The organism is Streptomyces sp. NPDC104307, from assembly GCF_055584045.1.
This window is the reverse complement of sequence record NZ_JBVJMU010000001.1, coordinates 1,011,430-1,037,174: the sequence shown is the minus strand read 5'-3', so window position 1 is coordinate 1,037,174 and position 25,745 is coordinate 1,011,430. Positions and strand designations below refer to the sequence as shown.

21 protein-coding genes are annotated in these 25,745 nt (G+C 70.9%); 8 read left to right on the top strand and 13 right to left on the bottom strand.

Features of this window, described 5'->3' with window-relative positions; translation table 11 throughout:
- Window positions 1-113: 113 nt before the first annotated feature.
- The 6 genes from ACZ601_RS04310 to ACZ601_RS04285 all read right to left on the bottom strand — a co-directional run bounded on the left by ACZ601_RS04310 (window position 114) and on the right by ACZ601_RS04285 (window position 7,364).
- On the bottom strand, window positions 114-1,319 hold the full coding sequence (locus tag ACZ601_RS04310) for an acyl-CoA dehydrogenase family protein (protein WP_393608050.1): 1,206 nt from the start codon (window positions 1,317-1,319) through the stop codon (window positions 114-116).
- A 2-nt stretch (window positions 1,320-1,321) separates the two neighbouring features.
- Window positions 1,322-1,849 carry a MaoC family dehydratase gene (locus ACZ601_RS04305; RefSeq protein ID WP_469532738.1) on the bottom strand — a complete coding sequence of 176 codons (528 nt, stop codon included), beginning with the start codon at window positions 1,847-1,849 and terminating at the stop codon, window positions 1,322-1,324.
- A gap of 1 nt (window position 1,850) precedes the next feature.
- Window positions 1,851-2,816, bottom strand: a complete 966-nt coding sequence (locus tag ACZ601_RS04300) for an HpcH/HpaI aldolase/citrate lyase family protein (protein WP_469532735.1) — start codon at window positions 2,814-2,816, stop codon at window positions 1,851-1,853.
- Window positions 2,813-4,825: a protein meaA gene (locus ACZ601_RS04295; RefSeq protein WP_469532732.1), complete on the bottom strand. Its 2,013-nt coding sequence runs from the start codon at window positions 4,823-4,825 to the stop codon at window positions 2,813-2,815. The genes ACZ601_RS04300 and ACZ601_RS04295 overlap by 4 nt, the downstream gene beginning before the upstream one ends.
- 9 nt (window positions 4,826-4,834) lie before the next feature.
- On the bottom strand, window positions 4,835-6,196 hold the full coding sequence (gene ccrA, locus ACZ601_RS04290; protein ID WP_440576203.1) for a crotonyl-CoA carboxylase/reductase: 1,362 nt from the start codon (window positions 6,194-6,196) through the stop codon (window positions 4,835-4,837).
- 358 nt (window positions 6,197-6,554) lie between these two features.
- Entirely contained in the window at window positions 6,555-7,364 is an 810-nt protein-coding gene (locus tag ACZ601_RS04285) for a GNAT family N-acetyltransferase (RefSeq protein ID WP_469532728.1), read from the bottom strand.
- 174 nt (window positions 7,365-7,538) lie between these two features.
- On the opposite strand from ACZ601_RS04285, the gene ACZ601_RS04280 reads away from it, so the two are divergent.
- Window positions 7,539-8,309 carry a restriction endonuclease gene (locus ACZ601_RS04280; RefSeq protein ID WP_469532727.1) on the top strand — a complete coding sequence of 257 codons (771 nt, stop codon included), beginning with the start codon at window positions 7,539-7,541 and terminating at the stop codon, window positions 8,307-8,309.
- A gap of 26 nt (window positions 8,310-8,335) precedes the next feature.
- Here ACZ601_RS04280 and ACZ601_RS04275 read toward each other — a convergent pair whose 3' ends face one another.
- The gene (locus ACZ601_RS04275; protein WP_469532724.1) at window positions 8,336-9,151 is read right to left on the bottom strand and encodes a TetR family transcriptional regulator; all 816 of its coding nucleotides are present in this window, start codon (window positions 9,149-9,151) and stop codon (window positions 8,336-8,338) included.
- A gap of 91 nt (window positions 9,152-9,242) precedes the next feature.
- Entirely contained in the window at window positions 9,243-11,024 is a 1,782-nt protein-coding gene (locus ACZ601_RS04270) for a 3-hydroxyacyl-CoA dehydrogenase family protein (RefSeq protein WP_469532721.1), read from the bottom strand.
- A 373-nt stretch (window positions 11,025-11,397) separates the two neighbouring features.
- Between ACZ601_RS04270 and ACZ601_RS04265 the strand changes: the two genes are divergently transcribed.
- Window positions 11,398-11,979, top strand: coding sequence for a HEAT repeat domain-containing protein (locus tag ACZ601_RS04265; RefSeq protein WP_469532718.1), 582 nt, complete (start codon window positions 11,398-11,400; stop codon window positions 11,977-11,979).
- Window positions 11,980-12,025: 46 nt separating this feature from the next.
- On the opposite strand, the gene ACZ601_RS04260 is transcribed toward ACZ601_RS04265, so the two are convergent.
- The 3 genes from ACZ601_RS04260 to ACZ601_RS04250 form a co-directional block, all read right to left on the bottom strand.
- Entirely contained in the window at window positions 12,026-12,580 is a 555-nt protein-coding gene (locus tag ACZ601_RS04260; protein ID WP_469532715.1) for a GNAT family N-acetyltransferase, read from the bottom strand.
- A gap of 50 nt (window positions 12,581-12,630) precedes the next feature.
- Entirely contained in the window at window positions 12,631-14,223 is a 1,593-nt protein-coding gene (locus tag ACZ601_RS04255; RefSeq protein ID WP_469532712.1) for an alpha/beta hydrolase, read from the bottom strand.
- A 156-nt stretch (window positions 14,224-14,379) separates the two neighbouring features.
- Complete coding sequence (locus ACZ601_RS04250) at window positions 14,380-15,429, bottom strand: Rv2578c family radical SAM protein (protein ID WP_469532709.1); 1,050 nt, start codon at window positions 15,427-15,429, stop codon at window positions 14,380-14,382.
- Between the two features lie 148 nt (window positions 15,430-15,577).
- On the opposite strand from ACZ601_RS04250, the gene ACZ601_RS04245 reads away from it, so the two are divergent.
- The 4 genes from ACZ601_RS04245 (at window position 15,578) to ACZ601_RS04230 (ending at window position 22,156) form a co-directional block, all read left to right on the top strand.
- Entirely contained in the window at window positions 15,578-16,021 is a 444-nt protein-coding gene (locus ACZ601_RS04245; RefSeq protein WP_440576598.1) for an SRPBCC family protein, read from the top strand.
- Window positions 16,022-16,208: 187 nt separating this feature from the next.
- Window positions 16,209-18,671, top strand: a complete 2,463-nt coding sequence (locus ACZ601_RS04240) for an MFS transporter (protein ID WP_469532705.1) — start codon at window positions 16,209-16,211, stop codon at window positions 18,669-18,671.
- A gap of 195 nt (window positions 18,672-18,866) precedes the next feature.
- Window positions 18,867-21,323 (top strand): ATP-binding SpoIIE family protein phosphatase, encoded by a 2,457-nt coding sequence (locus ACZ601_RS04235; protein ID WP_469532702.1) that lies wholly within the window; start codon window positions 18,867-18,869, stop codon window positions 21,321-21,323.
- Window positions 21,324-21,436: 113 nt separating this feature from the next.
- Entirely contained in the window at window positions 21,437-22,156 is a 720-nt protein-coding gene (locus ACZ601_RS04230; RefSeq protein ID WP_469532697.1) for a class I SAM-dependent methyltransferase, read from the top strand.
- 68 nt (window positions 22,157-22,224) lie between these two features.
- Here the strand turns inward: ACZ601_RS04230 and ACZ601_RS04225 are convergent, their stop codons facing one another.
- Entirely contained in the window at window positions 22,225-23,115 is an 891-nt protein-coding gene (locus ACZ601_RS04225; RefSeq protein WP_469532694.1) for a LysR family transcriptional regulator, read from the bottom strand.
- A 129-nt stretch (window positions 23,116-23,244) separates the two neighbouring features.
- On the opposite strand from ACZ601_RS04225, the gene ACZ601_RS04220 reads away from it, so the two are divergent.
- Window positions 23,245-24,246, top strand: coding sequence for an aldo/keto reductase (locus ACZ601_RS04220; RefSeq protein WP_440576605.1), 1,002 nt, complete (start codon window positions 23,245-23,247; stop codon window positions 24,244-24,246).
- 70 nt (window positions 24,247-24,316) lie between these two features.
- Here ACZ601_RS04220 and ACZ601_RS04215 read toward each other — a convergent pair whose 3' ends face one another.
- Entirely contained in the window at window positions 24,317-24,658 is a 342-nt protein-coding gene (locus ACZ601_RS04215) for an ArsR/SmtB family transcription factor (RefSeq protein ID WP_469532689.1), read from the bottom strand.
- Window positions 24,659-24,762: 104 nt separating this feature from the next.
- Between ACZ601_RS04215 and ACZ601_RS04210 the strand changes: the two genes are divergently transcribed.
- Window positions 24,763-25,740: a quinone oxidoreductase family protein gene (locus ACZ601_RS04210; protein ID WP_469532687.1), complete on the top strand. Its 978-nt coding sequence runs from the start codon at window positions 24,763-24,765 to the stop codon at window positions 25,738-25,740.
- Window positions 25,741-25,745: the final 5 nt, after the last annotated feature.

Genomic DNA, 25,745 nt, shown 5'->3' with positions numbered 1-25,745 from the left:
GGTTGCGGACCGCAACTGGGCAAGCCAGCAGCCGAGTCGGACGTCTGGAAGGCACCGCATGAGGATGACAGGGTGTGATCTTCTTCGCGGCTAAATCGCCGCGAATGGGGCAATCAACCCTGGAACCGGTACTCCTCAAGGAGTCGGCGCCCGATGATCATTTTCTGGATCTCGGCGGTACCTTCACCGATCAGCAGCATCGGGGCCTCTCGGTAGAGGCGCTCGATCTCGTACTCCTTGGAGAAGCCGTAACCGCCATGGATCCGGAAGGCGTCCTCGACGACTTCCTTGCAGTACTCGGAGGCGAGGTACTTCGCCATCCCTGCCTCCAGGTCGTTTCGTTCCCCGGAGTCCTTTTTGCGCGCTGCATTTACCATCATCGCATGCGCGGCCTCGACCTTGGTGGCCATTTCGGCCAGCTTGAACTGGATCGCCTGGTGCTGGGCGATCGGTTTTCCGAAGGTGTGGCGCTGCTGTGCGTAGGAAACGCCCAGCTCGAATGCACGCTGTGCGACGCCACAGCCACGTGCGGCGACATTTACCCGGCCCACCTCCACTCCGTCCATCATTTGGTAAAACCCTCGGCCGGTGGTGCCGCCGAGTACACGATTGGCTGGAATGTGTAGCCCGTCCATGATGAGTTCGGTCGTGTCGACGCCCTTGTAACCCATCTTGTCGATCTTCCCGGGGATGGTGAGGCCGGGCCGGACCTCGCCGAATCCGGGCTCCTTCTCCACCAGGAACGTGGTCATCGACTTGTGCGGCGGGGTGCCCTCGGGGTGGCCTTCGTCACTCCGGCACAGCACGGCGACGAGCGTGGACGTGCCGCCGTTCGTCAGCCACATCTTCTGGCCGTTGAGTACGTACCCGTCGCCGTCCCTGACGCCCTTCGATGTGATCGCCGCGACATCGGAGCCCAGGGCCGGCTCGGACATCGAGAACGCGCCGCGCACCTCGCCCAGTGCCATCCGGGGCAGGAAGGTGTCCTTCTGCTCCTGGGTGCCGTGCTGCTTGAGCATGTACGCCACGATGAAGTGCGTGTTGATGATCCCGGACACACTCATCCAGCCGCGGGCGATCTCCTCCACGCACAGCGCGTACGTGAGGAGGGACTCACCCAGCCCGCCGTACTCCTCGGGGATCATCAGTCCGAAGAGCCCGAGTTCCTTGAGGCCCTCGACGATTTCGGCCGGGTACTCGTCGCGGTGCTCCAGCTGGGTGGCGACGGGAATGATCTCTTTGTCGACGAAATCACGGACCGTGGAAAGGATCTCCCGCTGCACATCGGTGAGGCCGGCGGTCTGGGCGAGTCGGGCCATGGCTACTTCTCCACGTTCTTCTGCGAAGGCTGCTTCGGCTCCGGGCGGCCGGGCTGTTCCCCGCCCCGCTCCTTGATGTACGTCTCCGTGGGGACCATCACCTTGCGGCGGAACACACAGATAAGCGTCCCGTCCTGCTTGTAGCCCCTGGTCTCCACGTAAACGATTCCGCGGTCGGTCTTGGACTTCGACGGAGTCTTGTCGAGAACCGTCGTCTCGCCGTAGACCGTGTCGCCGTGGAAGGTCGGCGCGACATGCTTCAGCGATTCGACCTCCAGGTTGGCGATCGCCTTTCCGGAGACGTCCGGCACCGACATGCCGAGCAGCAACGAGTAGATGTAGTTGCCGACGACAACGTTCTTACCGAAATCGGTGGTGCTCTCCGCGTAGTTGCTGTCCATGTGCAGCGGGTGGTGATTCATGGTCAGCAGGCAGAAGAGGTGGTCGTCGTATTCGGTGACGGTCTTTCCGGGCCAGTGCTTGTAGACCGCACCGATCTCGAATTCCTCATATGTGCGCCCGAACTGCATATCAGGCCTCCGGAGCTTCGAACTTGGAGGTGCGCTCCATGCCGGCCGCGCGGCCCTTGCCGGCGATGACCAGGGCCATCTTGCGGCTGGCCTCGTCGATCATCTCGTCGCCGAGCATCGCCGAACCCTTCTTGCCGCCCTCTTCCGAGGTGCACCAGTCGTAGGCGTCCAGGATCAGCTCGGCGTGGTCGTAGTCCTCCTGCGAGGGCGAGAACACCTCGTTCGCCGCGTCGACCTGACCGGGGTGCAGCACCCACTTGCCGTCGAAGCCGAGCGCCGCCGCACGGCCCGCGACCTCGCGGTACGCGTCCACGTCCCGGATCTGGAGGAACGGGCCGTCGATCGCCTGGAGATCGTGCGTGCGGGCCGCCATCAGAATGCGCATCAGGATGTAGTGGTACGCGTCCGCGCCGTACCCGGGCGGCTGCTGGCCGACGACCAGGGTCTTCATGTTGATCGACGCCATGAAGTCGGCCGGGCCGAAGATCAGGGTCTCCAGTCGGGGCGAGGCGGCGGCGATGTCGTCGATGTTCACCAGGCCCTTGGCGTTCTCGATCTGCGCCTCGATGCCGATCCTCCCGACCTCGAAGCCCATCGTCTTCTCGATCTGGGTGAGCAGCAGGTCCAGGGCGACGACCTGCTGGGCGTCCTGCACCTTCGGCAGCATGATGCAGTCGAGGTTGGGGCCCGCGCCCTCGACGACGGTGATGACGTCGCGGTACGTCCAGTGCGTCGTCCAGTCGTTGACCCGGACGACCCGGGTCTTGCCCGTCCAGTCGCCGTTGTTGAGCGCGTCGACGATGTGGTGCCGGGCGCCCTCCTTGGCGAGCGGTGCGCAGGCGTCCTCCAGGTCCAGGAAGACCTGGTCGGCGGGGAGGCCCTGGGCCTTCTCCAGGAACCGCGGGTTCGAGCCGGGCACAGCCAGACACGAGCGGCGCGGACGCAGTCGGTTCACGGGCGTGGTCATGCGAGGACCTCCAGAGGGTCGAGCTTGTTCGCTTTCCGGATCTCGTCGACGATACGGCCGATGATCTCCGTGATGCCGAAGTCCTTCGGGGTGAATACGGCGGCCACACCGGCCTTGATCAGGGCCGCGGCGTCGGCGGGCGGGATGATCCCGCCCGCGATGACCGGGATGTCGCCGGCGCCGGTGCGGCGGAGCCGGGTCAGTACGTCGGGCACCAGCTCGGCGTGCGAGCCGGACAGGATCGACAGGCCGACGCAGTGCACGTCCTCGGCGACGGCGGCCGAGACGATCTGTTCGGGCGTCAGGCGGATGCCCTGGTAGACGACCTCGAATCCGGCGTCCCGGGCGCGTACCGCGATCTGCTCGGCGCCGTTGGAGTGCCCGTCCAGGCCGGGCTTGCCGACCAGCAGCCGCAGCCGGCCCACGCCGAGCTCCGTGGCGGTCCTGGCGACCTTCTCGCGTACCAGGGCCAGCGGGGTGCCCTCCTCCGCGGTCACCGCGACCGGGGCGGACGACACTCCGGTCGGGGCGCGGAACTCACCGAAGACATCGCGCAGCGCCCAGGACCACTCGCCCGTGGTGACGCCCGCGCGGGCGCACTCGACGGTGGCCTCCATCATGTTCTCGGTGCCCGCGGCGGCCTTCTTCAGAGCGGCCAGCGCCTCGGTGGCGCGGGCCTCGTCGCGGTTGTCGCGCCACTCGTGGAGCGCGGCGACGACCTTGGCCTCGTTGGCCGGGTCGACCGTCATGATCGCGGCGTCGAGGTCGGCGGTGAGCGGATTGGGCTCGGTGCCCTGGTGGATGTTGACGCCGACGATCTTCTCGTCGCCGCCCTCGATCCGGGCCCGCCGGGCGGCGTGCGAGGAGACCAGCTCGGACTTGAGGTAGCCCGACTCGACGGCCGCCATGGCGCCGCCCATCGCCTGGATGCGGTCGATCTCCGCGAGGGATTCGGTGACCAGCTCGTCCACCTTGGCCTCGATGACGTGGGACCCGGCGAAGATGTCCTCGTACTCCAGCAGATCGCTCTCGTGGGCGAGTACCTGCTGGATGCGGAGCGACCACTGCTGGTCCCAGGGGCGCGGCAGCCCCAACGCCTCGTTCCAGGCGGGCAGCTGCACCGCGCGGGCGCGGGCGTCCTTGGAGAGGGTGACGGCCAGCATCTCCAGCACGATGCGCTGGACGTTGTTCTCCGGCTGGGCCTCGGTCAGGCCCAGCGAGTTGACCTGGACGCCGTAGCGGAAGCGGCGCTGCTTGGCATCGGTGATGCCGTAGCGCTCCTGGGTGATCCGGTCCCAGATGCGGCCGAAGGCGCGCATCTTGCACATCTCCTCGATGAACCGGACGCCCGCGTTCACGAAGAAGGAGATCCGGGCGACGACGGCGCCGAACTTCTCCTGCGGTACCTGCCCGGAGTCGCGCACGGCGTCGAGGACCGCGATGGCCGTCGACATGGCGTACGCGATCTCCTGGACCGGGGTGGCCCCGGCCTCCTGGAGGTGGTAGCTGCAGATGTTGATCGGGTTCCACTTGGGGATGCGGCTGACCGTGTACGTGATCATGTCGGTGGTCAGCCGCAGGGAGGGGCCCGGCGGGAAGACGTGCGTCCCGCGCGAGAGGTACTCCTTGACGATGTCGTTCTGCGTGGTGCCCTGGAGCTTGTCCGCGTCGGCGCCCTGCTCCTCCGCGACCACCTGGTAGAGCGCCAGCAGCCACATCGCGGTGGCGTTGATCGTCATGGAGGTGTTCATCTGCTCCAGCGGGATGTCCTGGAACAGCCGGCGCATGTCACCGAGGTGCGACACGGGCACACCGACCCTGCCGACCTCGCCGCGGGCCAGGATGTGGTCGGGGTCGTACCCCGTCTGGGTCGGCAGGTCGAAGGCGACCGACAGACCCGTCTGGCCCTTGGCGAGGTTGCGCCGGTAGAGCTCGTTGGACGCCTCGGCGGTCGAATGACCGGCGTACGTCCGCATGAGCCAGGGGCGGTCCTTCTGACGTTCGGTCATGGCCGGACCTCAGACGTTCCGGAAGCGGTTGATGGCGTCGAGGTGCTTCTCGCGCATCTCGTGGTCGCGCACGCCCAGTCCCTCGCGCGGCGCCAGCGCCAGGACGCCGACCTTGCCCTGGTGGGCGTTGCGGTGCACATCGTGGGCGGCCTGGCCGGTCTCCTCCAGGGAGTAGACCTTGGAAAGCGTCGGGTGGATCTTCCCCTTGGCGATCAGCCGGTTGGCCTCCCACGCCTCGCGGTAGTTGGCGAAGTGGGAGCCGATGATGCGCTTGAGCGACATCCACAGGTAGCGGTTGTCGTACTCGTGGGTGTAGCCGGAGGTCGAGGCGCAGGTGACGATCGTGCCGCCCTTGCGGGTCACGTACACGCTCGCGCCGAAGGTCTCGCGGCCCGGGTGCTCGAAGACGATGTCGACGTCCTCGCCGCCGGTCAGTTCGCGGATGCGCTTGCCGAACCGCTTCCACTCGCGCGGGTCCTGGTTGTGCTCGTCCTTCCAGAACTTGTAGCCCTCGGCGTTGCGGTCGATGATCGCCTCTGCGCCCATCTTCCGGCAGATCTCGGCCTTCTGGTCGCTGGAGACGACGCAGATCGGGTTGGCGCCGCCGGCCAGTGCGAACTGCGTGGCGTACGAGCCGAGTCCGCCGCTCGCGCCCCAGATCAGCACGTTGTCGCCCTGCTTCATGCCCGCGCCGTTGCGCGAGACGAGCTGGCGGTACGCGGTGGAGTTGACCAGTCCGGGAGACGCGGCCTCCTCCCAGCTGAGGTGGTCCGGCTTCGGCATCAGCTGGTTCGACTTCACCAGGGCGACCTCGGCCAGCCCGCCGAAGTTGGTCTCGAAGCCCCAGATGCGCTGCTCGGGGTCGAGCATCGTGTCGTTGTGGCCGTCGGAGGACTCCAGCTCCACCGAGAGGCAGTGCGCGACGACCTCGTCACCGGGCTTCCAGGCGTTGACGCCGGGGCCGGTGCGCAGGACGACACCCGCCAGGTCCGAGCCGATGACGTGGTACGGCAGGTCGTGGCGCTTGCTGAGGTCGCTGAGCTTTCCGTACCGCTCCAGGAAGCCGAAGGTCGAGACGGGCTCGAAGATCGACGTCCACACGGAGTTGTAGTTGACCGAGCTGGCCATGACCGCCACCAGCGCCTCGCCCGGACCCAGCTCGGGCACCGGCACGTCCTCGATGTGGAGGGACTTGCGGGGGTCCTTGTCGCGGCTGTCGACGCCGGCGAACATCTCGGCCTCGTCCTTGTGCACGGTCACCGCGCGGTACGACTCGGGGACGGTCAGCGCCGCGAAGTCCGCGGCGGTGACCGCGGCGGAGCCGCTCTTCGAGTCGGTCTGCGATTGGATCGCGTCCAGGATTTCCTTCACGGTGTGCCTCCGATGGTGCTGCGTTTGAGGGAACGCTTGAGGGTCCTGCGAAGCAGGGGGAGCGGTACTGCGTGGAGGTGTGCCGTCGGTTCGGCTGGTGGTGCTTCGGCTGTTTGCTCTGTGGAGCAGAAGGGTTCGCCTGTGACGCAGGCGTCCGGGCACGCAGGCACCTGGCTTGCGGGGACAGCCGGCGTACGTGAGGTCTCAGCACGCCGGCCGCCCGGACGACTTCAACGTATGGCACTCCGTGACAGCTGACAAGGCACTGGGTGCCAGCAATTTCCCTCAATTGTCGTCCGGGTGCCACGCATGAGCAACACGAGGGGCGTTTTGGTGCGTTGTGCCCCGTCGTGGGAGGTCAGGAGGCGGGGCGGTAGATGTACGGGGTCGTCGTGGTCAGGGCCGTGAACCCGAGGCGCTGGAGGATCGGGCGGCTGTCCTCGGTCGCGTCGACCTGGAGGTACCGGAAGCCCCGCTCGGCTGCGATCCGGGCCCGGAAGGCGATCAGCGCCCGGTAGACGCCCCGGCCGCGCCACGCCTCCACCGTGCCGCCGCCCCACAGCCCCGCGAAGCCGGTGCCGGGGTACAGCTCCATCCGGGCCGAGCTGACCGGCTCCTCGCCCGCCATGGCCAGCACTCCGACGAAGTGGTCCGGGTCCTCCTTCAGCCGGGCCAGCACCTGCTGCCGCAGCCGGGCCCAGTCCGTGCCGAACGCCTGCTCGTGGGCGCGGGCCATCAGCTCGACATCGGCCTCGTCACGTACGGTGCGCAGCCGGACGCCGTCGGGGAGTACGACCTCCGTGGGCAGGTCCGCGACCGGCACGACCAGCAGCGTCTCCGGCTCCTCCGCCTCGAAACCGGCCGCCAGCAGCCGGTCCCCCAGATCGGCCGGGCGGTCGTGGCCGTACAGCTTCCACTCGAACTCCTCGTACCCGCGCTCCACGCAGTGGGTCACCTGGGAGGCGATCGCCGCGTCGGCCCGCGCGGCGTCCAGGTCCGGGGACGACCACACGACCGCGTTCCAGTCGTGGGGCGCGCCGGTCTGGCGTACGACGTCACCGGTGCGCTCGACGCGGACGCCGGGGCCGTCGGGGCGGGCGAGCTCGCGCATCTCCCGGTCGAAGACGGCCAGCAGTTCTTCACGGTGTGCGGTTGTCTGATCGCTCATCCGCACACCACAGCACCGGGCCGGTTCACCGGCAACCGGATTTGCGGCCGTTGGATCGGGCCGGGCGGGGCAGACGGCAGACATGAATGATCTTGGAAGATGCATATCGGAGCGGCGCGCATGACGGTACCGGTGCGGGTGCGGGACTCCGGCGGCCCCCGGAAGGCTTTCAACTTGCGCACGACCGCCGGCGGATTCGGGGCCGTGGCCCTGCTGATCTGCGGTGGAGGACTGGCGGTGCGCATCGCCTGGGAGGGGATGCTCAGGCATCCGGCCGCCGTCGTGCCGGCCGCCGCGCTCGCCTCGGCGGGCGTACTGCTCCTGTACCTCCGCCGGACGCGTCGCCGCCCGCGCGGCGGCCCCGGCCCGCTCTCCGAGGCCGTACAGGAGCTCTTCGAGCCGCCCCTGGAGCCCTGGAGCTCCCCGAGCCCGGAATTCCGGCCTCTGCATGACGACGACGGGATGGGGCGCACGGCCGTCCTGCCCGGACCAGAACCGGAACCACTCCCGGAACCGGTGCTGGTGGAACAGGAGTGGGAGCCGACCCGGCCCGAGGAGGAGGCGCAGGGCCACGAGGCTCTGGACGCCGACGGGTTCGAGGACGCGATCGCCGCGCTCTGCGAGCGGGACGGCTGCTCCGACGTGCAGGTCGTCGGCGGAGCGGGCGACCTGGGGGCCGATGTGATCGCGACCGCCCCCGACGGACGGCGACTCGTCGTCCAGTGCAAGTACTACGGGCCGGACAACAAGGTCGGCTCGCAGGACCTCCAGCGATTCGGCGGAACCTGCTACGCCGTCCACGAGGCCGAGATCGCCGTCTGCGTCACCACCAGCGCCTACACCACTCCGGCCCTGGAGTACGCGGAGCAGTGCGCGATCCTCTGTGTGGACGGCGAGGCGCTCATGGCCTGGAACGACGGAACCGCACCGCCGCCGTGGATCTGAGGGCCGCCGGGAGCCGTGCGCCCCGCTCAGCGCTCCTTCAGCGCCTGCTGGATCGTGCGCATCACTTCGTCCAGCGGCGCGTCCGTGCGCGCCACCGCGACCAGCACCTCTCCCTCGGCGCTCACCGAGGCGGCGGGCGGCTTCGCCGGCTCGGTGCCCGCCGTGCGGCCCGCGCCGATCCCGGTGCCGAAGGTGTCGCGGACGATGGCGAACGCGTGGTCCAGCTGCGCCTCCACATCGCCCTGGCCGTCCACCCGCAGCCACCGGCGCAGCACGTGGTTGTGCGCGGTGACCACGGCGGACGCCGCGACCTCCGCCAGCAGCGGGTCGTCGTTGCCGACATGGTGGTCGCGCTCGTCGAAGTGGCCCAGCAGATAACGCGTGAACAGCCGCTCGTAGCGGGCCACCGAGGCGATCTCGGCCTCCCGCAGGGTGGGCACCTCACGGGTCAGCTTGTAGCGGGCCACCGAGACCGCGGGCTTCGCCGCGTACATCCTCATGACTTCCTTGATGCCCCGGCAGACCGTGTCGAGCGGGTGCTCGTGCGCGGGAGCGGCGTTGAGGACCGCCTCCGCGCGTACGAGAGTGTCGTCGTGGTCCGGGAAGATGGCCTCTTCCTTGGAGCGGAAGTGCCGGAAGAAGGTGCGCCTGGCGACGCCCGCGGCGCCCGCGATCTCGTCGACCGTCGTCGCCTCGTACCCCTTCGTGGCGAAGAGCTCCATCGCCGCGGCGGCCAGTTCACGGCGCATTTTGAGCCGTTGGGCGGCGGCACGCGTGCCCGCGGCACTTTCCGGGGCGTCGGGCGCGGCGGACACACGGGGGGACCTGGCGGGCTGGGGCATGGTGTGAACGTACTGCATCGGTGCGGGGGAGCGCGCCTGCGGGGGCGGGCCCCCCGCAGGACCGAGCAGCCCGCCCCAGCCGCCGCCCTCGTCAGCGACGGGCATATTCGCGGAAGCCGCGCCCCGTCTTGCGGCCGAGGCAGCCGGCGGCCACCAGATGCTCCAGCAGCGGCGCCGGGGCGAGCCCCGGGTCGCGGAACTCGCTGTGCAGCACCTTCTCGATGGCGAGCGAGACGTCGAGGCCCACGACGTCAAGGAGTTCGAACGGGCCCATCGGATAGCCGCCGCCCAGCTTCATCGCGGCGTCGATGTCGTCCAGCGTCGCGTAGTGCTCCTCGACCATCTTGATCGCGTTGTTCAGGTACGGGAACAGCAGCGCGTTCACGATGAACCCGGCCCGGTCCCCGCAGTCCACCGGGTGCTTGCGCACCTTCACGCAGACCTCGCGGACCGTGGCGTGCACGTCGTCGGCCGTCAGCACCGTGCGGACGACCTCGACGAGCTTCATCGCGGGAGCCGGGTTGAAGAAGTGCATCCCGATGACGTCCTGGGGCCGCGAGGTGGCCCGCGCGACAGAGACCACCGGCAGCGAGGACGTGGTGGTGGCGAGGACCGCGCCCGGCCTGCACACCTTGTCCAGGATGGCGAACAGCTGCTGCTTCACCAACAGGTCCTCCGCCACCGCCTCGACGGCGAGATCGACCTCCGCGAAGGCGTCCAGCGACCCGGCAGCGGTGATCCGGGCCAGTGTCCCGTCCCGTTCCCCGGCCGTCAGCCGCCCCTTGGCGACCGACCGCTCCAGGGACTTCGCGACCCTGCCCTTCGCGGTCTCCGCCTTCTCCTGGCCGCGTGCGGCGAGCACCACGTCGTAACCGGCCTTCGCGAAGACCTCCGCGATCCCGGAGGCCATCGTCCCGGAGCCGGCGACGCCCACCGAGCGCACGGTCCGCCCGGCGCCCGTGCCGCTCTCCTGCGACGGCGTCAGCGCGTCCGGGACGACGTCCTGGCTGCCCGGCTCCGCGTACGTGTAGAAGCCGCGGCCCGACTTGCGGCCGGTCAGCCCGGCCTCGCTGAGCTGGCCGAGGACCGGCGCGGGGGCGTGCAGCCGGTCGTGCGAGGCGCTGTACATCGCCTCCAGGACGGTACGGGCCGTGTCGACGCCGATCAGGTCCAGCAGGGCGAGCGGGCCCATCGGCAGCCCGCAGCCCAGCTTCATCGCCGCGTCGATGTCCTCGCGTGAGGCGTAGTTCGCCTCGTACATCGCCGCGGCCTGGTTGAGGTAGCCGAACAGCAGCCCGTCGGCCACGAACCCCGGCCGGTCACCGACCGCGACCGGCTCCTTGCCCAACTGCCGGGCGAGCGCGGTGACGGCCTCCACGGCCGGCGGCGCGGTCAGCACCGACGAGACCACCTCGACCAGCTTCATCGCGGGCGCCGGGTTGAAGAAGTGCAGGCCGAGCACGCGCTCCGGGTGCTGCGACTCCGCTGCGAGCCGGGTCACGGACAGCGCGTTGGTGCCCGTCGCGAGGATCGCGGTGGGCGGGACGACCGCGTCGAGCTCCCGGAACACCTGCTGCTTGAGCTCGTACGACTCGGGCACGACCTCGATGACCAGCTCCGCCTCCGCGGCGGCCTGGACGTCGGAGAAGGTACGGAACCGGGCGAGGACGTCGCGCCGCTCCTCCTCGGTGATCCGCTCGCGCCGCACGGCCCGTGCGGTGGAGGCCTCCAGGGCGGCGACGGCCTGGCGGGCCGCCACGTCACTGATGTCGATACCGATGACCTCGCGGCCCGAGCGGGCGAGGACCTCTGCGATGCCGGTGCCCATCGTGCCGAGGCCGACGACGGCAATGGTGCTGAACGGGGTGTCCATCACGGGACTCCAGGGATGAGTGACGACTGAGGGACGCACGGCGCGCGCGGCCGATGAGAGGGGCCGATGGCCCGGACCGCCGCACGGCGTGCGGGAGTTGCCTGTCGTGGTGCTCACGTCCGGGTGCGAAGGGCACGCCCGGACCGGGAAGTGGCGGCGGACTCTGTCCCGGAGTCACGCCTCGCAAAGCTGCCGAACCGACATCCACTCCGGGTGGCTGCGTCACCAGGCCACCGGAGCCGGCGGGGGGAGTGTCCCGCTCACATGAGGTTAACCGGCGAGTAACGAGCGCGCCAGCCCTGGATTGTTGTGGGCCCCCTCACATTCGATCCACCCCTCGGCACGCTGTGTGCTCACCGATAAGCTGACCGTCATGGACGAGGAGCTGCGGTCGCTGACGCACCGGCTGGCCGAAGAGGCGGGAGCGGCCGGCGAGGCGGCCGCCTGCCACCGGCTGATCGCCACCGAGGACGACGAGGAGCTGGCGCAGGTCCTCATCGAGCGCGAACGCCCGCTGTGGGCCCGCGAGATCGCGGCGTTCCGGCTGGGCTGCGGCGGCGACCGCCGGGCCTTCGAGACCCTGGTGCTGCTGCTCAACCACCGCGACCCGGAGCGCTGCGCGGGCGCCGCGCACGCGCTGGCCCGCCTCGGCGACCCGCGCACCCCGCGCGCCGCCGCCGCGCTCGCCACCAACTCCCTGCGCACCGCCTACGCGTTGTACCCGGTCCGGCTGCTCGGTGAGCTGCGTGCCCCGGAGTCCGTACCGGCCCTGATGGCCACTCTGCGCGGACTCCTCGGGCCGGACGAGCCGTACTGGCGGGTGGCGCTCGCCTGCATCGAGGAGCTGGGCCTGCTCGGTGACGTACGGGCCCGCCCGCTGCTGGAGGCGGCCCTGCCGCACCCCCGGCTGGGCGACGCGGCGGGAGAGGCTCTCGGCAGGCTGCCGGCGCTCTGAGGGGAGTGCGCCCGCGGCACGCGCCCTGAGGGAGTGCGCCCGCGCCTCAGCGCGCGCCGAGCGGGCGTACGTAACGCACCTCGGGCACTGGCACGCCGTCCACCTCGAAGGATTCCTCGGCGCCGTCCGGCCGGAAGCCCGCGCGTGTGTAGAAGCGGCGGGCCGGTGCGTTCTCCCTGAGTACCCAGAGCGAGAGATCCGGATACCCGGCCGAGGCGGCGCGCGCCAGCACCTCGGACATCAGGGCCCGGCCCAGCCCCGTCCCCGTCAGCTCCGGCAGTACGTAGATCGCGTACAGCTCACGGCGCGCGAGCCGCGCGCCGTTCTCGCGGTACGGTCCGTACGCTGCCCAGCCGACGACGCCGAGGTCCGCCCGCTCGGCCACCACGTTGACCACCCCGTTGGCCTCGGTGAAGAAACCGCGGCGCCGCTCCGCGTCCTCGGTGACGCTCATCGTGTCCAGATGCGCCTGCGGCATCAGCCCGGCGTACGCGCTCCGCCAGCCGCGCACCCGGACCGTCGCCACGGCCTCGCAGTCGTCGATGGTCATGTCCCGAATCAGCGGTTCGGGGGCGTGCGCCGGAGCGGGGTGAGTAGTCATCCGCCCACCCTCTCGCGCACGCCCCCGATCGGGAACGCGGTTTCGGCCCGTCAGCCCCGGAAGCCGAGCATCGCGTGCAGCGCGCTGCCCCGGGCTCCGGTGCCCGCGCGGGGTGTCGCCTTCGCCGTCTTGCCGGTCGCGGGCTTCGGGTCCGGCGACTTGGCGCAGACCGCGTCCACGTCGCCGCCCTTGCCGCGTGGCACGGTGCCCTTGGCGAGGTAATCCGCCAGGTACGTGTCCAGGCAGTCGTTGCCGCTCAGGGTGACGCCGTGGTTGCCGCCGCCCTGCTCGACGACCAGGCTGGAGCCGCGGAGCTTGCGGTGCAGGGTGACCCCGCCCTCGTACGGTGTGGCCGCGTCGTCCGTGGCCTGGAAGAGCAGCGCGGGCGGCAGGGCGTGGTTGGAGACCCGGACCGGGTTCAGCGGCTCCACCGGCCAGTCGGCGCACGGCGCGTTGTACCAGGTGTTGCTCCAGGCCATGAAGGGCGCCTTGCCGTGCACGCGCCAGGCGTCGCCGCGCCAGACGTTCCAGCCGCGCGGCCACTGGGCGTCACGGCACTGCACGGCGGTGTAGACCGAGTACCCGTTGTCGCCCTCCGCGTCGACCGCGCCGAACCGCTCGTACGCCTTGACCAGCGTCTTCTCGTCCTTGTGGTGCACGTAACCGGCGAACGCCTCGGCCAGCGCGGGCCAGTAGCCGTTGTAGTAGCCGCCCGGCAGGAACGTGTCATCCAGCTCGCTCGCGCCGACCTTTTTGCCCGCGGGATGCTTCTTGACGGCGTTCCGCATCCGGTACCAGACGGCCTCGACCTTCGCGGGGTCGCTGCCCAGCCCGTACGTGCTGTCGTACTTCGCCACCCAGGCCATGAACGCCTTGTGCCGGGTGTCGAACGCGTAGTCCTGGCTGATGTTGGCGTCGTACCAGACGCCTTCCGGGTCGACGTTCGAGTCGAGCACCAGACGCCGCACGCGGTCCGGGAAGAGCTTGGCGTACACCGAACCCAGATAGGTGCCGTAGGAGTACCCGAGGTAGTTGAGCTTGGCCGCCCCGGCCGCCCGGCGGATCACGTCGAGGTCCTTGGCCGCGCTGACCGTGTCCATGTACGGCAGCAGGTCCGGGTACTTCTCGCCGCAGGCGGCCGCGAAGGACCGGGCACGGTCCCGGTTGACCCGCTCGCCCCCGAGGGAGTTCGGCACCGAGTCCGGCCGCACCGGATCGGAGTACTTCGGCACGCAGTCCAGGGCCGGCCGGCTCTTGCCCACGCCGCGCGGGTCGAAGCCGATCACGTCGTACTGGGCGGCCACCGCCTTCGGCAGCGAGGCGGCGACGAAGCCGGCCATCGACAGTCCGCTGCCGCCGGGGCCGCCGGGGTTGACCAGCAGCGGGCCCTGGAAGGTCTTCGAGGTGTGCGGCACCCGGGTCAGGGCGAGGGTGACCTTCCGGCCCGACGGGTGGTCATGGTCGAGCGGGGCACTCACCGACGCGCACTGGAGCGTCGGGGACGCCTTGGTGGCGCAGTCGGCCCACTTGAGCGCCGCGACGCGCTGCGCGCCCGTGTCCGCAGTCGCCGGGGACGGGGCGACGGTCACCAGACCGGCGACCGTCGCCCCGACGGCGAACAGAATTCCCGAACGTTTCGTCATATGGCCTCCCGTGATGGGGGAACACGGCTGCGCGTGGCGGCAGCCCCCGCGGGATGCTCCCCGTATTCGGGACCGGAAGGACCTGTTGTGGTGAGAGATGACCCGTTTGCCCGCGGGACCCCGGCGCGCCGCGGCCGTCGCGGACGCGACGCACGGTCAGAGCAGGGTCAGCTGGGTGGGCTCTGAGCCGTCCAGCGGGGGCTGTGGTTCGTCCCGCGCGGGGAGCGCGCGGGAGGCGCCCCGGCGCGAGGGCCCGATTCCGTACTCGGTCGCCAGCTCGTGCACATGACGCGTGATCCGGCGCTGATACCAGGTGGGCGCGTACGCCCCGTCCGCGTACAGGCGCTCGTAACGGCCCACCAGCCGCGGGTGGTGCCGGCCGAGCCACTCCATGAACCACTCCCGGGCGCCGGGGCGCAGATGCAGGACGAGCGGGGTCACCGAGGTCGCACCGGCTGCGGCGATCGCGCGGACGGTCGCCCGCAGCTGCTCCGGCCGGTCCCCGAGGAACGGGATGACGGGCGCCATCAGTACCCCGCAGCCGATGCCGTGCCCGCTGAGGGCGCGTACGACGTCGAGGCGGCGCTCGGGAGAGGGGGTGCCGGGCTCCACGGTGCGCCACAGCTCGGGGTCGACGAAGCCGACGGAGACCGAGACGCCCACCTCTGTGACCTCTGCGGCCTGCCGCAGCAGTTCCAGGTCGCGCAGGATCAGGGTGCCCTTGGTCAGGATCGAGAAGGGGTTCGCGTGGTCGCGCAGCGCCGCGAGGATGCCGGGCATCAGCCGGTAGCGGCCCTCGGCCCGCTGGTAGCAGTCGACATTGGTCCCCATCGCTATGTGCGCGCCGTGCCAGCGCGGGGAGGCGAGTTCGCGGCGGACCAGCTCCGGAGCGTTGACCTTGACGACGATCTGGGAGTCGAAGCCGAGCCCGGTGTCGAGGTCCAGATAGCTGTGGGTCTTGCGGGCGAAGCAGTAGACGCAGGCGTGCGAACAGCCGCGGTAGGGGTTCACGGTCCACTCGAAGGGCATCCGGGACGCACCGGGCACCCGGTTCAGCACCGAGCGGGCCCGGACCTCGTGGAAGGTGATGCCCCGGAACTCCGGAGTGTCGAAGGTGCGCGTCCTCACCGCGTCCGCGGCGAAGAGCGCGGCCTCCCCGCTCTTGGTGGTCTTGGCGGGGTTATCTGCCAGATTGTCCCAGCGCATGGACGCCTCCTAGGTAGTACTGACCAGAGAATAGAACACTTGTTCCCTTGATCGTTTCCTCCCCTTCGTCCCCGACCGGATTTTGAGCCGGGTGCCGGAGGTGGTTGGCTCAGCACACCCCGAACAACCGAGTGCTGGAGGAACAGCCATGGCGCAGGTCGAGGCCACGACAGAGCGGATCATCGCGGCGGACCCGGAAGCGGTGTTCGACGCGCTGGCCGACTACAAGGACGTCCGCGGCAAGGTGCTGCCCGGTCAGTTCAGCGAGTACGAGGTGCGTGAGGGCGGCGACGGCGAGGGCACCCTCGTCCACTGGAAGCTCCAGGCCACCAGCAAGCGGGTGCGCGACTGTCTGCTGGAGGTCAGCGAGCCGGCGGACGGGCAGCTCGTGGAGAAGGACCGCAACTCCTCGATGATCACGACCTGGACCGTCACCCCGTCCGGCGAGGGCAGGTCCAGGGCCGTCGTCTCGACCGTGTGGGACGGCGCCGGCGGTATCGGCGGATTCTTCGAGCGGACCTTCGCGCCCAAGGGGCTCGGCCGCATCTACGACGAGCTGCTGCGGAATCTCGCCACCGAGGTGGAGAAGTAACCCCCGGTCCCGCTTTCCCGCCTCACCGGTTCGGGTGGTCTTTCCATCCGCCCGGTTGTGCGCCGTAGTGGCTCTCACCGGGGGCTAAGCCCTCCGAGTGCGCCGTCAGCGCCCCCCGCCGCGTTTGCCCTCCCTTGTATCGCGATGCGAGAAATGGGCGGCGCAGATGCGACGAGGGGAGCGGCACGTGGTGGGTGGGATCACGCTGGTGAAGGACGAGCCCGACGGTCCGGGCGACACCGCGACGGTGCGGACGTCCGAACCGCCCCCGTCGCCGCCCGCTCCACCCGCTCCGCCCGCTCCTCCCGCGAAGGCACCGGCCGCGGCCCCCGGCTTCGAGACGGACCCGCGCCGCATCCGGCTCATCTTCATCGGGCTGATGCTCACGCTGCTGCTCGCGGCGCTCGACCAGATGATCGTCGCCACCGCGCTCCCGAAGATCGTCGGTGAGCTGCACGGCCTGGAGAAGATGTCCTGGGCGGTCACCGCCTATCTGCTCGCCTCCACCATCGGGCTCCCGGTCTACGGAAAGCTCGGCGACCTCTTCGGGCGCAAGGGCGTCTTCCAGTTCGCGATCGTCGTGTTCGTCATCGGCTCCGCGCTGGCCGGCTGGTCGCGCACCATGGACGAACTGATCGCCTTCCGCGCCCTCCAGGGCGTCGGCGGCGGCGGGCTGATGATCGGCGTCCAGGCGATCATCGCCGACGTCGTGCCGCCCCGGGAGCGCGGCCGGTTCATGGGGCTCATCGGCGCGGCCTTCGGACTCGCCTCCGTGGCGGGCCCGTTGCTCGGCGGCTTCTTCACCGATCACGCCTCCTGGCGCTGGTGCTTCTACATCAACATCCCGTTCGGCCTGGTCACCTTCGCCGTCATCACCGTCGTGCTGAAGCTGCCGAAGCCGGCCGTCCGGCCCCGGCTGGACATCCTCGGCGCCGTGCTGCTGGCCGCCGCCTCCACCTGCGTGGTGCTGGTGACCAGCTGGGGCGGTACGGAGTACGCCTGGGGCTCCGGCACCATCCTGGGACTGGCCGCCGGAGCCGCCGTAACGACCCTGCTCTTCATCGTCGTGGAGCACCGCGCGCCCGAACCGATCATTCCGCTGCGGCTGTTCCGCGACTCGATCTTCAACATCAGCGCACTCGTCGGCGCGGTGGTCGGGGTCGCCCTGTTCGGCGCGGCCAGCTATCTGCCGACCTTCCTGCAGATGGTCGACGGGGCCACCGCCACCGAGTCCGGCCTGCTGATGCTTCCGATGATGGGCGGCATCGTCGCCGCTTCGGTCATCTCCGGCCAGCTGATCTCCCGTACCGGCAAATACCGTGTCTACCCGATCGCCGGCAGCGCGCTGGCGGCGATCGGCATGTGGCTGCTGTCCCGGCTCGAAACGGACACCCCGCGGCTGGAGTACAGCATCTCGCAGGCGGTGCTCGGTCTCGGCATCGGACTGATCATGCCGGTGCTGGTGCTCGCCGTGCAGAACTCCGTACGCCCCGCCGACCTCGGCACCGCCACCAGTGCCAACAACTACTTCCGGCAGATCGGCGGCAGTGTCGGCGCGGCCGTGTTCGGCACGCTCTTCGCCGGGCGCCTCGCCGACGCGCTTGAGGTGCGCCTGCCGGCCGGGGCCGGTCTGCCCGACCCCGAGTCGATCACCCCGCAGCTGGTCCACGCCATGGAGCCGGCGCTGCGCGACAGCTATATCCAGGCGTACGCCGACGCGATGCCCCGGATCTTCCTCTACCTGGTGCCGGTCCTCGTGCTCGGCCTGTTCTTCGCCTTCTTCCTCAAGGAGAAACCGCTGGTGTCCCACCACAGCCCAGAAACCGCAGCCGAGCCCGCGACGATCCCCACCGCCCGCGTCGACCCCGGCCCCCAGCCCGCCGGGCACCTCGCGGGGGTGCCCGTCAGCGGCAGCGTCCAGCACCCCGACGGCACCAAGGTCCCGCGCGCCGCCCTCACCCTCATCGACGTCCAGGGGCAGCAGGTCGGCAGGGGTGCCAGCGGTGAGGGGGGCCGGTACGCGCTGAGCGTCCCCGGCGCCGGTTCGTACGTCCTCATCGCCGCCGCCGGGGGCCACCAGCCGCAGGCGGTCAGCGTCACCGTGGGCGAGCGGCCGGTGGAGCTCGACGTGGTGCTCGGCGGGGCCGGCCGACTGGCCGGGACCGTCCTGACGGCGGACGGCGTTCCGGTGCGGGACGCCGCCGTCACCCTCACCGACGTACGCGGCGAGGTCGTCTCCTCCACCCGCAGCGGCCGCGAGGGCGGCTACGTGATCTCGGAACTGGTGGCGGGGGAGTACACCCTCGCGGCCAGCGCGCCCGCGTTCCGGCCCGCCGCGCTGCCGGTCAGTGTGCAGGCGGCCCGGGAGACCCGGCAGGACATCGAACTGGCCGGCGGCGCCGTGCTGCGCGGCGTCGTACGCGCCGGCGGCGGGCGGCTCGTCGAGGACGCCCGGGTCACGCTGCTGGACGCGGCCGGCAACGTGGTCGACACCGTGACCACCGGTCCCGACGGAGCCTTCCGGTTCGTCGACCTGTCCACCGGCGAGTACACCGTGATCGCCGCCGGCTACCCGCCGGTGGCCACCGTCCTCCAGGTCGCGGGCGGCGGGCGCACCGAACGGGACCTCCAGCTGGGCCACGAGGACTGACCCGTGCGGCAGCCGCGGCGAGAGTAGGGCTGTCCCGCTAGGAACCGCGGGACAGCCCTCAGTGCGCCCCCCGAGTGCGCGGGGCGCACCACCTTCGCGGGTGATTCCGTCGATGACCGGCGGGCGCCGGTCACGGCCCCGTACGGTGGAGCCACGTACCGCAGAACCTTGCGGTGGGGAAGGAGCCTTCCACCCATGGAACTCGGTGTGCCGGAGCACAGGGCACCACAACCGCGAGATGCCGCGGCGGGCCGTGTGCCGCTCGCCGTGGTCGTCGTCGACGCGGACGGACTGGTGTCGCACTGGTCGTCCGGTGCCAGAAGGCTCTTCGGCGTTGCCCGGGAGGGCGCGGTCGGCTGCCCGGCCGCTGAACTGCTGCCGGTCGCGGGGGCGTTGCAGGACCGCGGCGAACCGACGCAGGACGCGATGTACGCCGAGTTCGGTCCGGAGCTGGACAGCACCCTCAGCGGCGCCGCCGCGTATCCGACAGCGGGCCGGGCCCGGGTGGACCAGCCGGACCGAGGCCGGATCGAGGTCCTGTGGTGGGCCTATCCGCTCGTCGGGCCCGGCCCGGAACGGCTGCTCGTGCTCGCCGCGGACTCCGCGCAGGTACGCCGCGGCGAGGCGGGAGAGGGGCGGTTCGCCGAGACGGTCGCACCCGGATTCGCCCTGCACACCGACTTCCCCGGCTACCGGGAACTGTCCGGGCGGCTGCCCGAGATCCTGCCCAGCATGAGCGTCCAGGAGGCCACCCGGATCGTCTCCCAGGTACTCGAACTCGGCTATCCCGTACTGGATTTCAGCCGTCACGACCGGATCCCGGTGACCCCCGACTGGGGAGTGCCGCAGCGCGCCGGACACCCGGGCTCAGCGGCGTCGCCGCGCATCGACGACGGGCAGCTCGCGCCCCGTGCGGTGCCCCGCCCCGAGCTGGACCTCGAATACGCGGCGGTCCGTGAGCGGCTGGAGTTCCTCAACGAGGTCAGCGGCCGAATCGGTTCCTCCCTCGACCTGGAACGCACCATCCGCGAGGTGACCAGCGCCGCGGTGCCCCGCTTCACCGACTTCGCGGGTACGCATCTGCGCGCCGCCGTCCTCGCCGGTGAGGGCTTCCCGGACGGGCCGCCCGACGTCACGACCGTCTGGCACCGGGTCTGGGTCGAGCACAACGACGAACCCGGCCGCTGGGACGACACCGTGCCGGTGGGCGAGTCCATCGCCTTCCCGGAGCACACCCCGTTCTTCCAGTGCATGGTCACGGGTGAGCCGGTCATCATCCCTTATGTCAGCGAGGAGTTGAGCAACCGGATCTCCGGCGAGTTCGAGAAGCGGGACCTGCGTCCGCTGATCACCCACCGGTCCCTGCTCATCGTGCCGCTCAAGGCCCGCGACGTGGTGCTCGGCTTCATGGTCCTGATGCGGCGCCCGGGGCGGGAGCCCTTCGACGACATGGACCGCACCACCGGGGCCGAACTCGCCGCCAGGGCCGGGCTCGTCCTCGACAACGCCCGCATGTACACCTACCAGGAGAACGTCGCCGAGACCCTCCAGGACAGCATGCTGCCCCAGGTCGAGCCACGCATGGCCGGCTGCGACATCGCCACCCGCTACCTGCCCGGCGCCCGGCTCGGCAGGGTCGGCGGCGACTGGTTCGACTCGGTGAAGCTGCCCGGCTCCCGGACTGCGCTCGTCGTGGGCGATGTGATGGGGCACGGCCTCAACTCGGCGGCGATGATGGGCCAGTTACGTACCGCAGTGCTGACCATGGCGACCATGGAGATGGAGCCCGCGCAGCTGCTGCGCAATCTGGACGACCTGGCCCAGCGGCTCGGCGAGCAGTACCTGGCCACCTGTCTCTACGCGGTGTACGACCCGATCCGCTCCGAACTCCAGATCGCCAACGCCGGGCACATCCCGCCCGTGCTGGTCCACGCGGAGGACGGCCGGGCCGAGCTGCTCGATCTGCCGACCGGCGCCCCCATCGGGGTCGGCGGGGTGGCCTTCGCGACGGCGACCGTGCGGGTCCTGCCGGGCGACCGCCTGGTGCTCTGCACCGACGGGCTGGTCGAGGTGCGCGGCCAGGACATCGGCGCCGGACTCGCCGCGCTCTGCGCCTCCGCCGCGCATCCCGCCGCGTCCATGGACGACGCCTGCGACACGATCATCCGGGCACTCAACCCCCGCGACGGCCGCAAGGACGATGTCGCCCTGCTGATGGCCCGGCTCAACGGCATCCCGGAGGACGACGTCGCGGAATGGCAACTCGCCCTGGACCCGCGCGAGGTGGCGCGCGCCCGCCGGATGGTCCGGGGCAAGCTGATCGACTGGGAGCTGCCCGACGCCGTGGAGTCGGCCGAGCTGATGGTCAGCGAGCTCGTCACCAATGCCGTGAAGCACGGACGCACCCACCACATCGGGCTCCGGCTGGTGCGTACCGGCGCCCTGCTCTGCGAGGTCAGCGACGACGAGCCCGCCCCCGCCGCACTTCTCGACGCCACCGCGGAGGACGAGTTCGGCCGCGGCCTCGTCCTGGTGAGCGGTCTCGCCCGGGAGTGGGGCAGCAGTACGACGGCGCGCGGCAAGACCGTCTGGTTCGAGCTGGCGCTCTCCCGGCTGCCCGGCCGCCGGCGGAACGGCGGTAACCGCAGGTAGGGGAGAGGCCGCCACCGGCTGCCGATTACGTGCGCGCACTTGCCCCGATCCGCTGTGGGCGGTAGTCCCTTGTTGTGCAAGGTGCCTCGGCGTGACCGGACTTGGGAGTGCGCATGAATGATCCACAGCGGTACCGCGAGGCGTGGGAAGGCTACTGGGAAGCGACCTCGGACGCGCCCGGCGAGGCGATCTGGGACTCCGACCCCTCACTGAGCGCCGTACCGCACAGCGAACTGCTCCTGCCGTACGCCGATGCCTCGCTGCCCGTCGTCGACCTCGGCTGCGGCAACGGCACCCAGACCCGCTACCTCGCCACCCGGTTCGCCCACGCCATCGGAGTGGACCTCTCGCACGCCGCGATCGGCCATGCCCGCCGGGCGGACACCGAGGGCGTCGCGGAGTTCGCCCAGCTCGACCTGACCGACGGCGACGCGGTCCGCGCCCTGCACGAGCGGATCGGGGACGCCAACGTCTATATGCGGGCGGTGATCCACCAGAGCGAGCCCGAGGCCAGGCCCGCGGTGGCCGCGGCCGTGGCGATGCTGCTCGGCGCACGCGGCCGGGCCTTCGTGGCGGAGCTGACCCCGGCCTCCAAGGACGTGCTCCGGCTGGCGGCACAGGGTCCGGACGGTCCGCCCAAGAAGCTGCGCCGGGTCTACGACCACGGGCTCAAACCGGCGGACGCCGCGGAGGAGGAGGTGCCGGACCTCCTGCGGGCGGCCGGGCTGACCACGCTCGACAGCGGTGACACGGCCCTGCCGCAGACCGAGCAGCTGCCCGACGGGACCCGGATCGACCTGCCGGCCAGGTGGTTCGTGCTGGCCGTCGGCTGAACTGGGCCCACGAGCGAGCGCGCCGAGGCTCCCGGCTGAACGGGGCCCGCTTCCGGCCCACCGAGGCCTCAGCGCGCGTCCTGCCCCCGCACCAGGGTCATGAGCGCCCGCGCCCCGGGGCTCATGACCCGCGCTTCCGGAAGCACCACGACGCTCTCGTAGTACGGCTGGACGGGCCCGTCCAGCCGTACCGTCGTCAGGCCCCGCGCCTCGGGCTTGCGGGTGAAGTGGTGCGGCACCACCGCGATGCCGAGCCCTTCCCGCACCAGCTCCAGCAGGCTGTGCACGTCGTTCACCTCAAGCGCCACGGTGCGGCGGACCCGCGCGGCCGCGAACGCCTCGTCGGCCGCACGGCGCGGGCCCCAGTCCGGATGGAAGTCGATGAACGGCTCGCCCGGCAGCTCGTCCCACCCGGCCCGGTCCTTCCCGGCCAGCCGGTGGCCGGGCGCGCACAGCAGGACCATCGGCTCCCGGGCCAGCGGAACCAGCTCGCCGCGCCACTCCACGGAGCTGACCGTGGCGGCGAAGGCGATGTCGAGCCGCCCGCCGGCCACCCCGTCCACCAGGCTCGTCGTCCCCTCCTGGCGGAGCCGGATCTCCATGTGCGGATGCTCACGGTGGAAGGCGGCCAGCAGCCGGGGCAGGCTCACCCCGGCCACGCACTGCTCGACCCCCACCGACAGGGTCCCGCGCAGCAGCCCCCGTACGGCGTCCACGGCGTCCTTCGCCGCCCGCGCGCCGGCCAGGGTGCGCTCGGCCTCCACCAGCAGGGCGCGCCCGGCCTCGGTCAGCCGCACGCTGCGGGTGGTCCGGCTGAACAGCGGGGTTCGCAGCTCCTGCTCCAGCGACCGGACGGAGGCGGAGAGCCCGGACTGCGATACGGCGAGGCGCTCGGCGGCCCGGGTGAAGTGCTGTTCCTCTGCGACCGCGACGAAATGTTCCAGCTGGCGCAACTCCATGATTGAGAAATATAGACGCTGAATCCAAGCGGAATCTCCTGTTGGACTGCTGGATCGTTCTGCGCGAGCCTGGAGCCCGCACGGCGTACCCCGTCGTGGACCGGAACGATCTCTCCCGTGGAGCCCCGCATGTACATCCCCTCCGCAGACCGCTACCAGGACATGCCCTACCGGCGCACCGGGCGCAGCGGTCTGAAGCTGCCGGCCCTCTCGCTCGGCCTGTGGCACAACTTCGGCGGGGACCGGACTCCGGAGACCCAGGGGCAGATCCTCCGCCGGGCCTTCGACCTCGGCATCACCCACTTCGACCTGGCGAACAACTACGGCCCGCCGCCCGGCTCCGCAGAGACCGCGATGGGCCGCGCGCTGGCCACCGACTTCGCCCGGCACCGGGACGAGATCATCGTCTCCACCAAGGCGGGCTACCTGATGTGGGACGGCCCGTACGGGGAGTGGGGCTCGCGCAAGAACCTGCTCTCCTCGCTGGACCAGAGCCTCGGCCGGCTCGGGCTCGACTACGTCGACATCTTCTACTCCCACCGCCCCGACCCCGAGACCCCGCTCGAAGAGACGATGGGCGCTCTCCACTCGGCGGTCCAGCAGGGCAAGGCGCTCTACGTGGGCGTCTCCAACTACTCCGCGGAGCAGACCCGGGAGGCCGCCCGGATCCTGAAGGACCTCGGCACCCCGCTGCTCATCCACCAGCCGCGCTACTCGATGCTGGACCGCTGGGCCGAGGACGGCCTGCTCACCGCCCTCGACGAGCTGGGCGCCGGTTCCATCGCGTACTCGCCGCTGGAGCAGGGCATCCTCTCCGACCGCTACCTCCGCGGCATCCCGGAGGGCTCACGGGCGGCGGGCAGCAGCCCGTTCCTGTCGGCCGACTCCGTCACGCCTGAGCTGGTCGGCCGCCTCCGCGAGCTCAATGAACTGGCCTCCGAGCGCGGCCAGTCGCTGGCCCAGCTGGCGCTGGCCTGGGTGCTGCGCGGCGGCCGGGTCACCTCCGCCGTGGTCGGCGCGAGCAGCGTCGCCCAACTGGAGAACAGCGTCCAGGCGGTCCGCAACCTGGAGTTCAGCGACAAGGAACTCAAGCGGATCGAGAAGCTGCTGAAGGGCGCGAAGCGCCGCTGAGGCCGCCGGGCGGGAGTCAGGCGGAGACGCGGGCCGGGAATCAGGCGGAGTCGCGGGCCGGGAGTCCGGCTCAGACTTCGTCAGGCCGCAGCAGGAGGGCGAGCAGGCCGGGGAAGCGGGCCTCGAACTCTTCGCGGCGCAGCCGGTTCACCCGCTTCGCCCCCAGGTCGCGCTGCTCCACCAGGCCCGCGCCGCGCAGGACCGAGAAGTGGTGGCTGAGCGCGGCCTTGCCGACCGGTACGTCGAAACTTCCGCAGGTCCGGGTCCAGTCCTCCGACCCGGCCAGGTCGCGGACCAGTTGGAGGCGTACCGGGTCGGCGAGTGCGGACAGGGCGCCGAGCAGGGGCACCTGGCCGGGATCCGTGTGGGCCGGCGCGGCGCGGTGGCTCTTGCTCGAAGGCTGGTCGGGCATGTCCCGCTCCTGTCGTCCGTGTTCCCTTGCCAAGTGTTCGATGAGCATCTTACACTCCGAGTGTTCGATTTTCGTTGAACAACATGTCCAGGGGGCGGTCTGCCATGCGTGTGGTCGAGTTCAAGGAATACGGCGTACCCGAGGTGCTGACGGTCGTCGAGACGGTGACTGCCGTGCCCGGTCCCGGCGAGGTCACCATCGACATCGCCTACGCGGGCGTCAACTTCGCGGATGTCAAGGCCCGCGCCGAGGGGTACCGGGTGGCCGCGCTGCCCTTCGTCCCGGGTCTGGAGGTCTCGGGCCGGATACGGGCCGTGGGCGAGGGGGTGGAGGGCCTGCGGCCCGGCCAGGAGGTCGCCGCGTTCCTCGACGGCGGCGGCTACGCGGAGGTGGTGAAGGCCCCGGCCGCCACCGTCTTCCCGCTCCCGGAGGGGGTGGACCTGCGCACCGGGGCCACCCTGCCCACCGTGCTGCCGACCGCGCACGCCCTGCTGCACGAGATCGGGCGGCTGCGGGCCGGGGAAACCGTGCTCGTGCAGGGTGCGGCGGGCGGGGTCGGCACGGTGGCCGGACAGCTGGCCCGCGCGGCGGGAGCCGGCACGGTGTACGGCGTGGTGTCCTCGGCCGCGAAGGCCGCGTACGCCCTCGCGCACGGCTACGACGAGGTGTTCATCGGCGACACGTTCCCGGCGGAGGCCCGCCGGGCCACCGGGGGCCGGGGCGTCGACCTGGTGCTCGACCCGGTCGGCGGGGACACCCTGCGGCGCGGCCTCGACAGCCTGGCCGTCTTCGGCCGCCTGGTCTCCTTCGGCAACGCGGGCGGCGGGGAGCCCTGGCGGGTCGGGCAGCCCGAGCTCTACCCGGCGAGCCGGTCGGTCGCGGGCTTCTCGATCCTGGAGCTGGCCGCGTCCGACCCCGCCACCCTGCGCACGCTCGCGGAGCGGGCCTTCCGCACGGTGACCGACGGCCACGTGGACCTTCCGGTGACGGCCGAGTTCGCCCTGTCCGAGGCGGCCGAAGCGCACCGGCTGATGGAGGGCCGCACCTCCACAGGCAAGCTGCTCCTGCGCATCGCCGGCTGAACGCG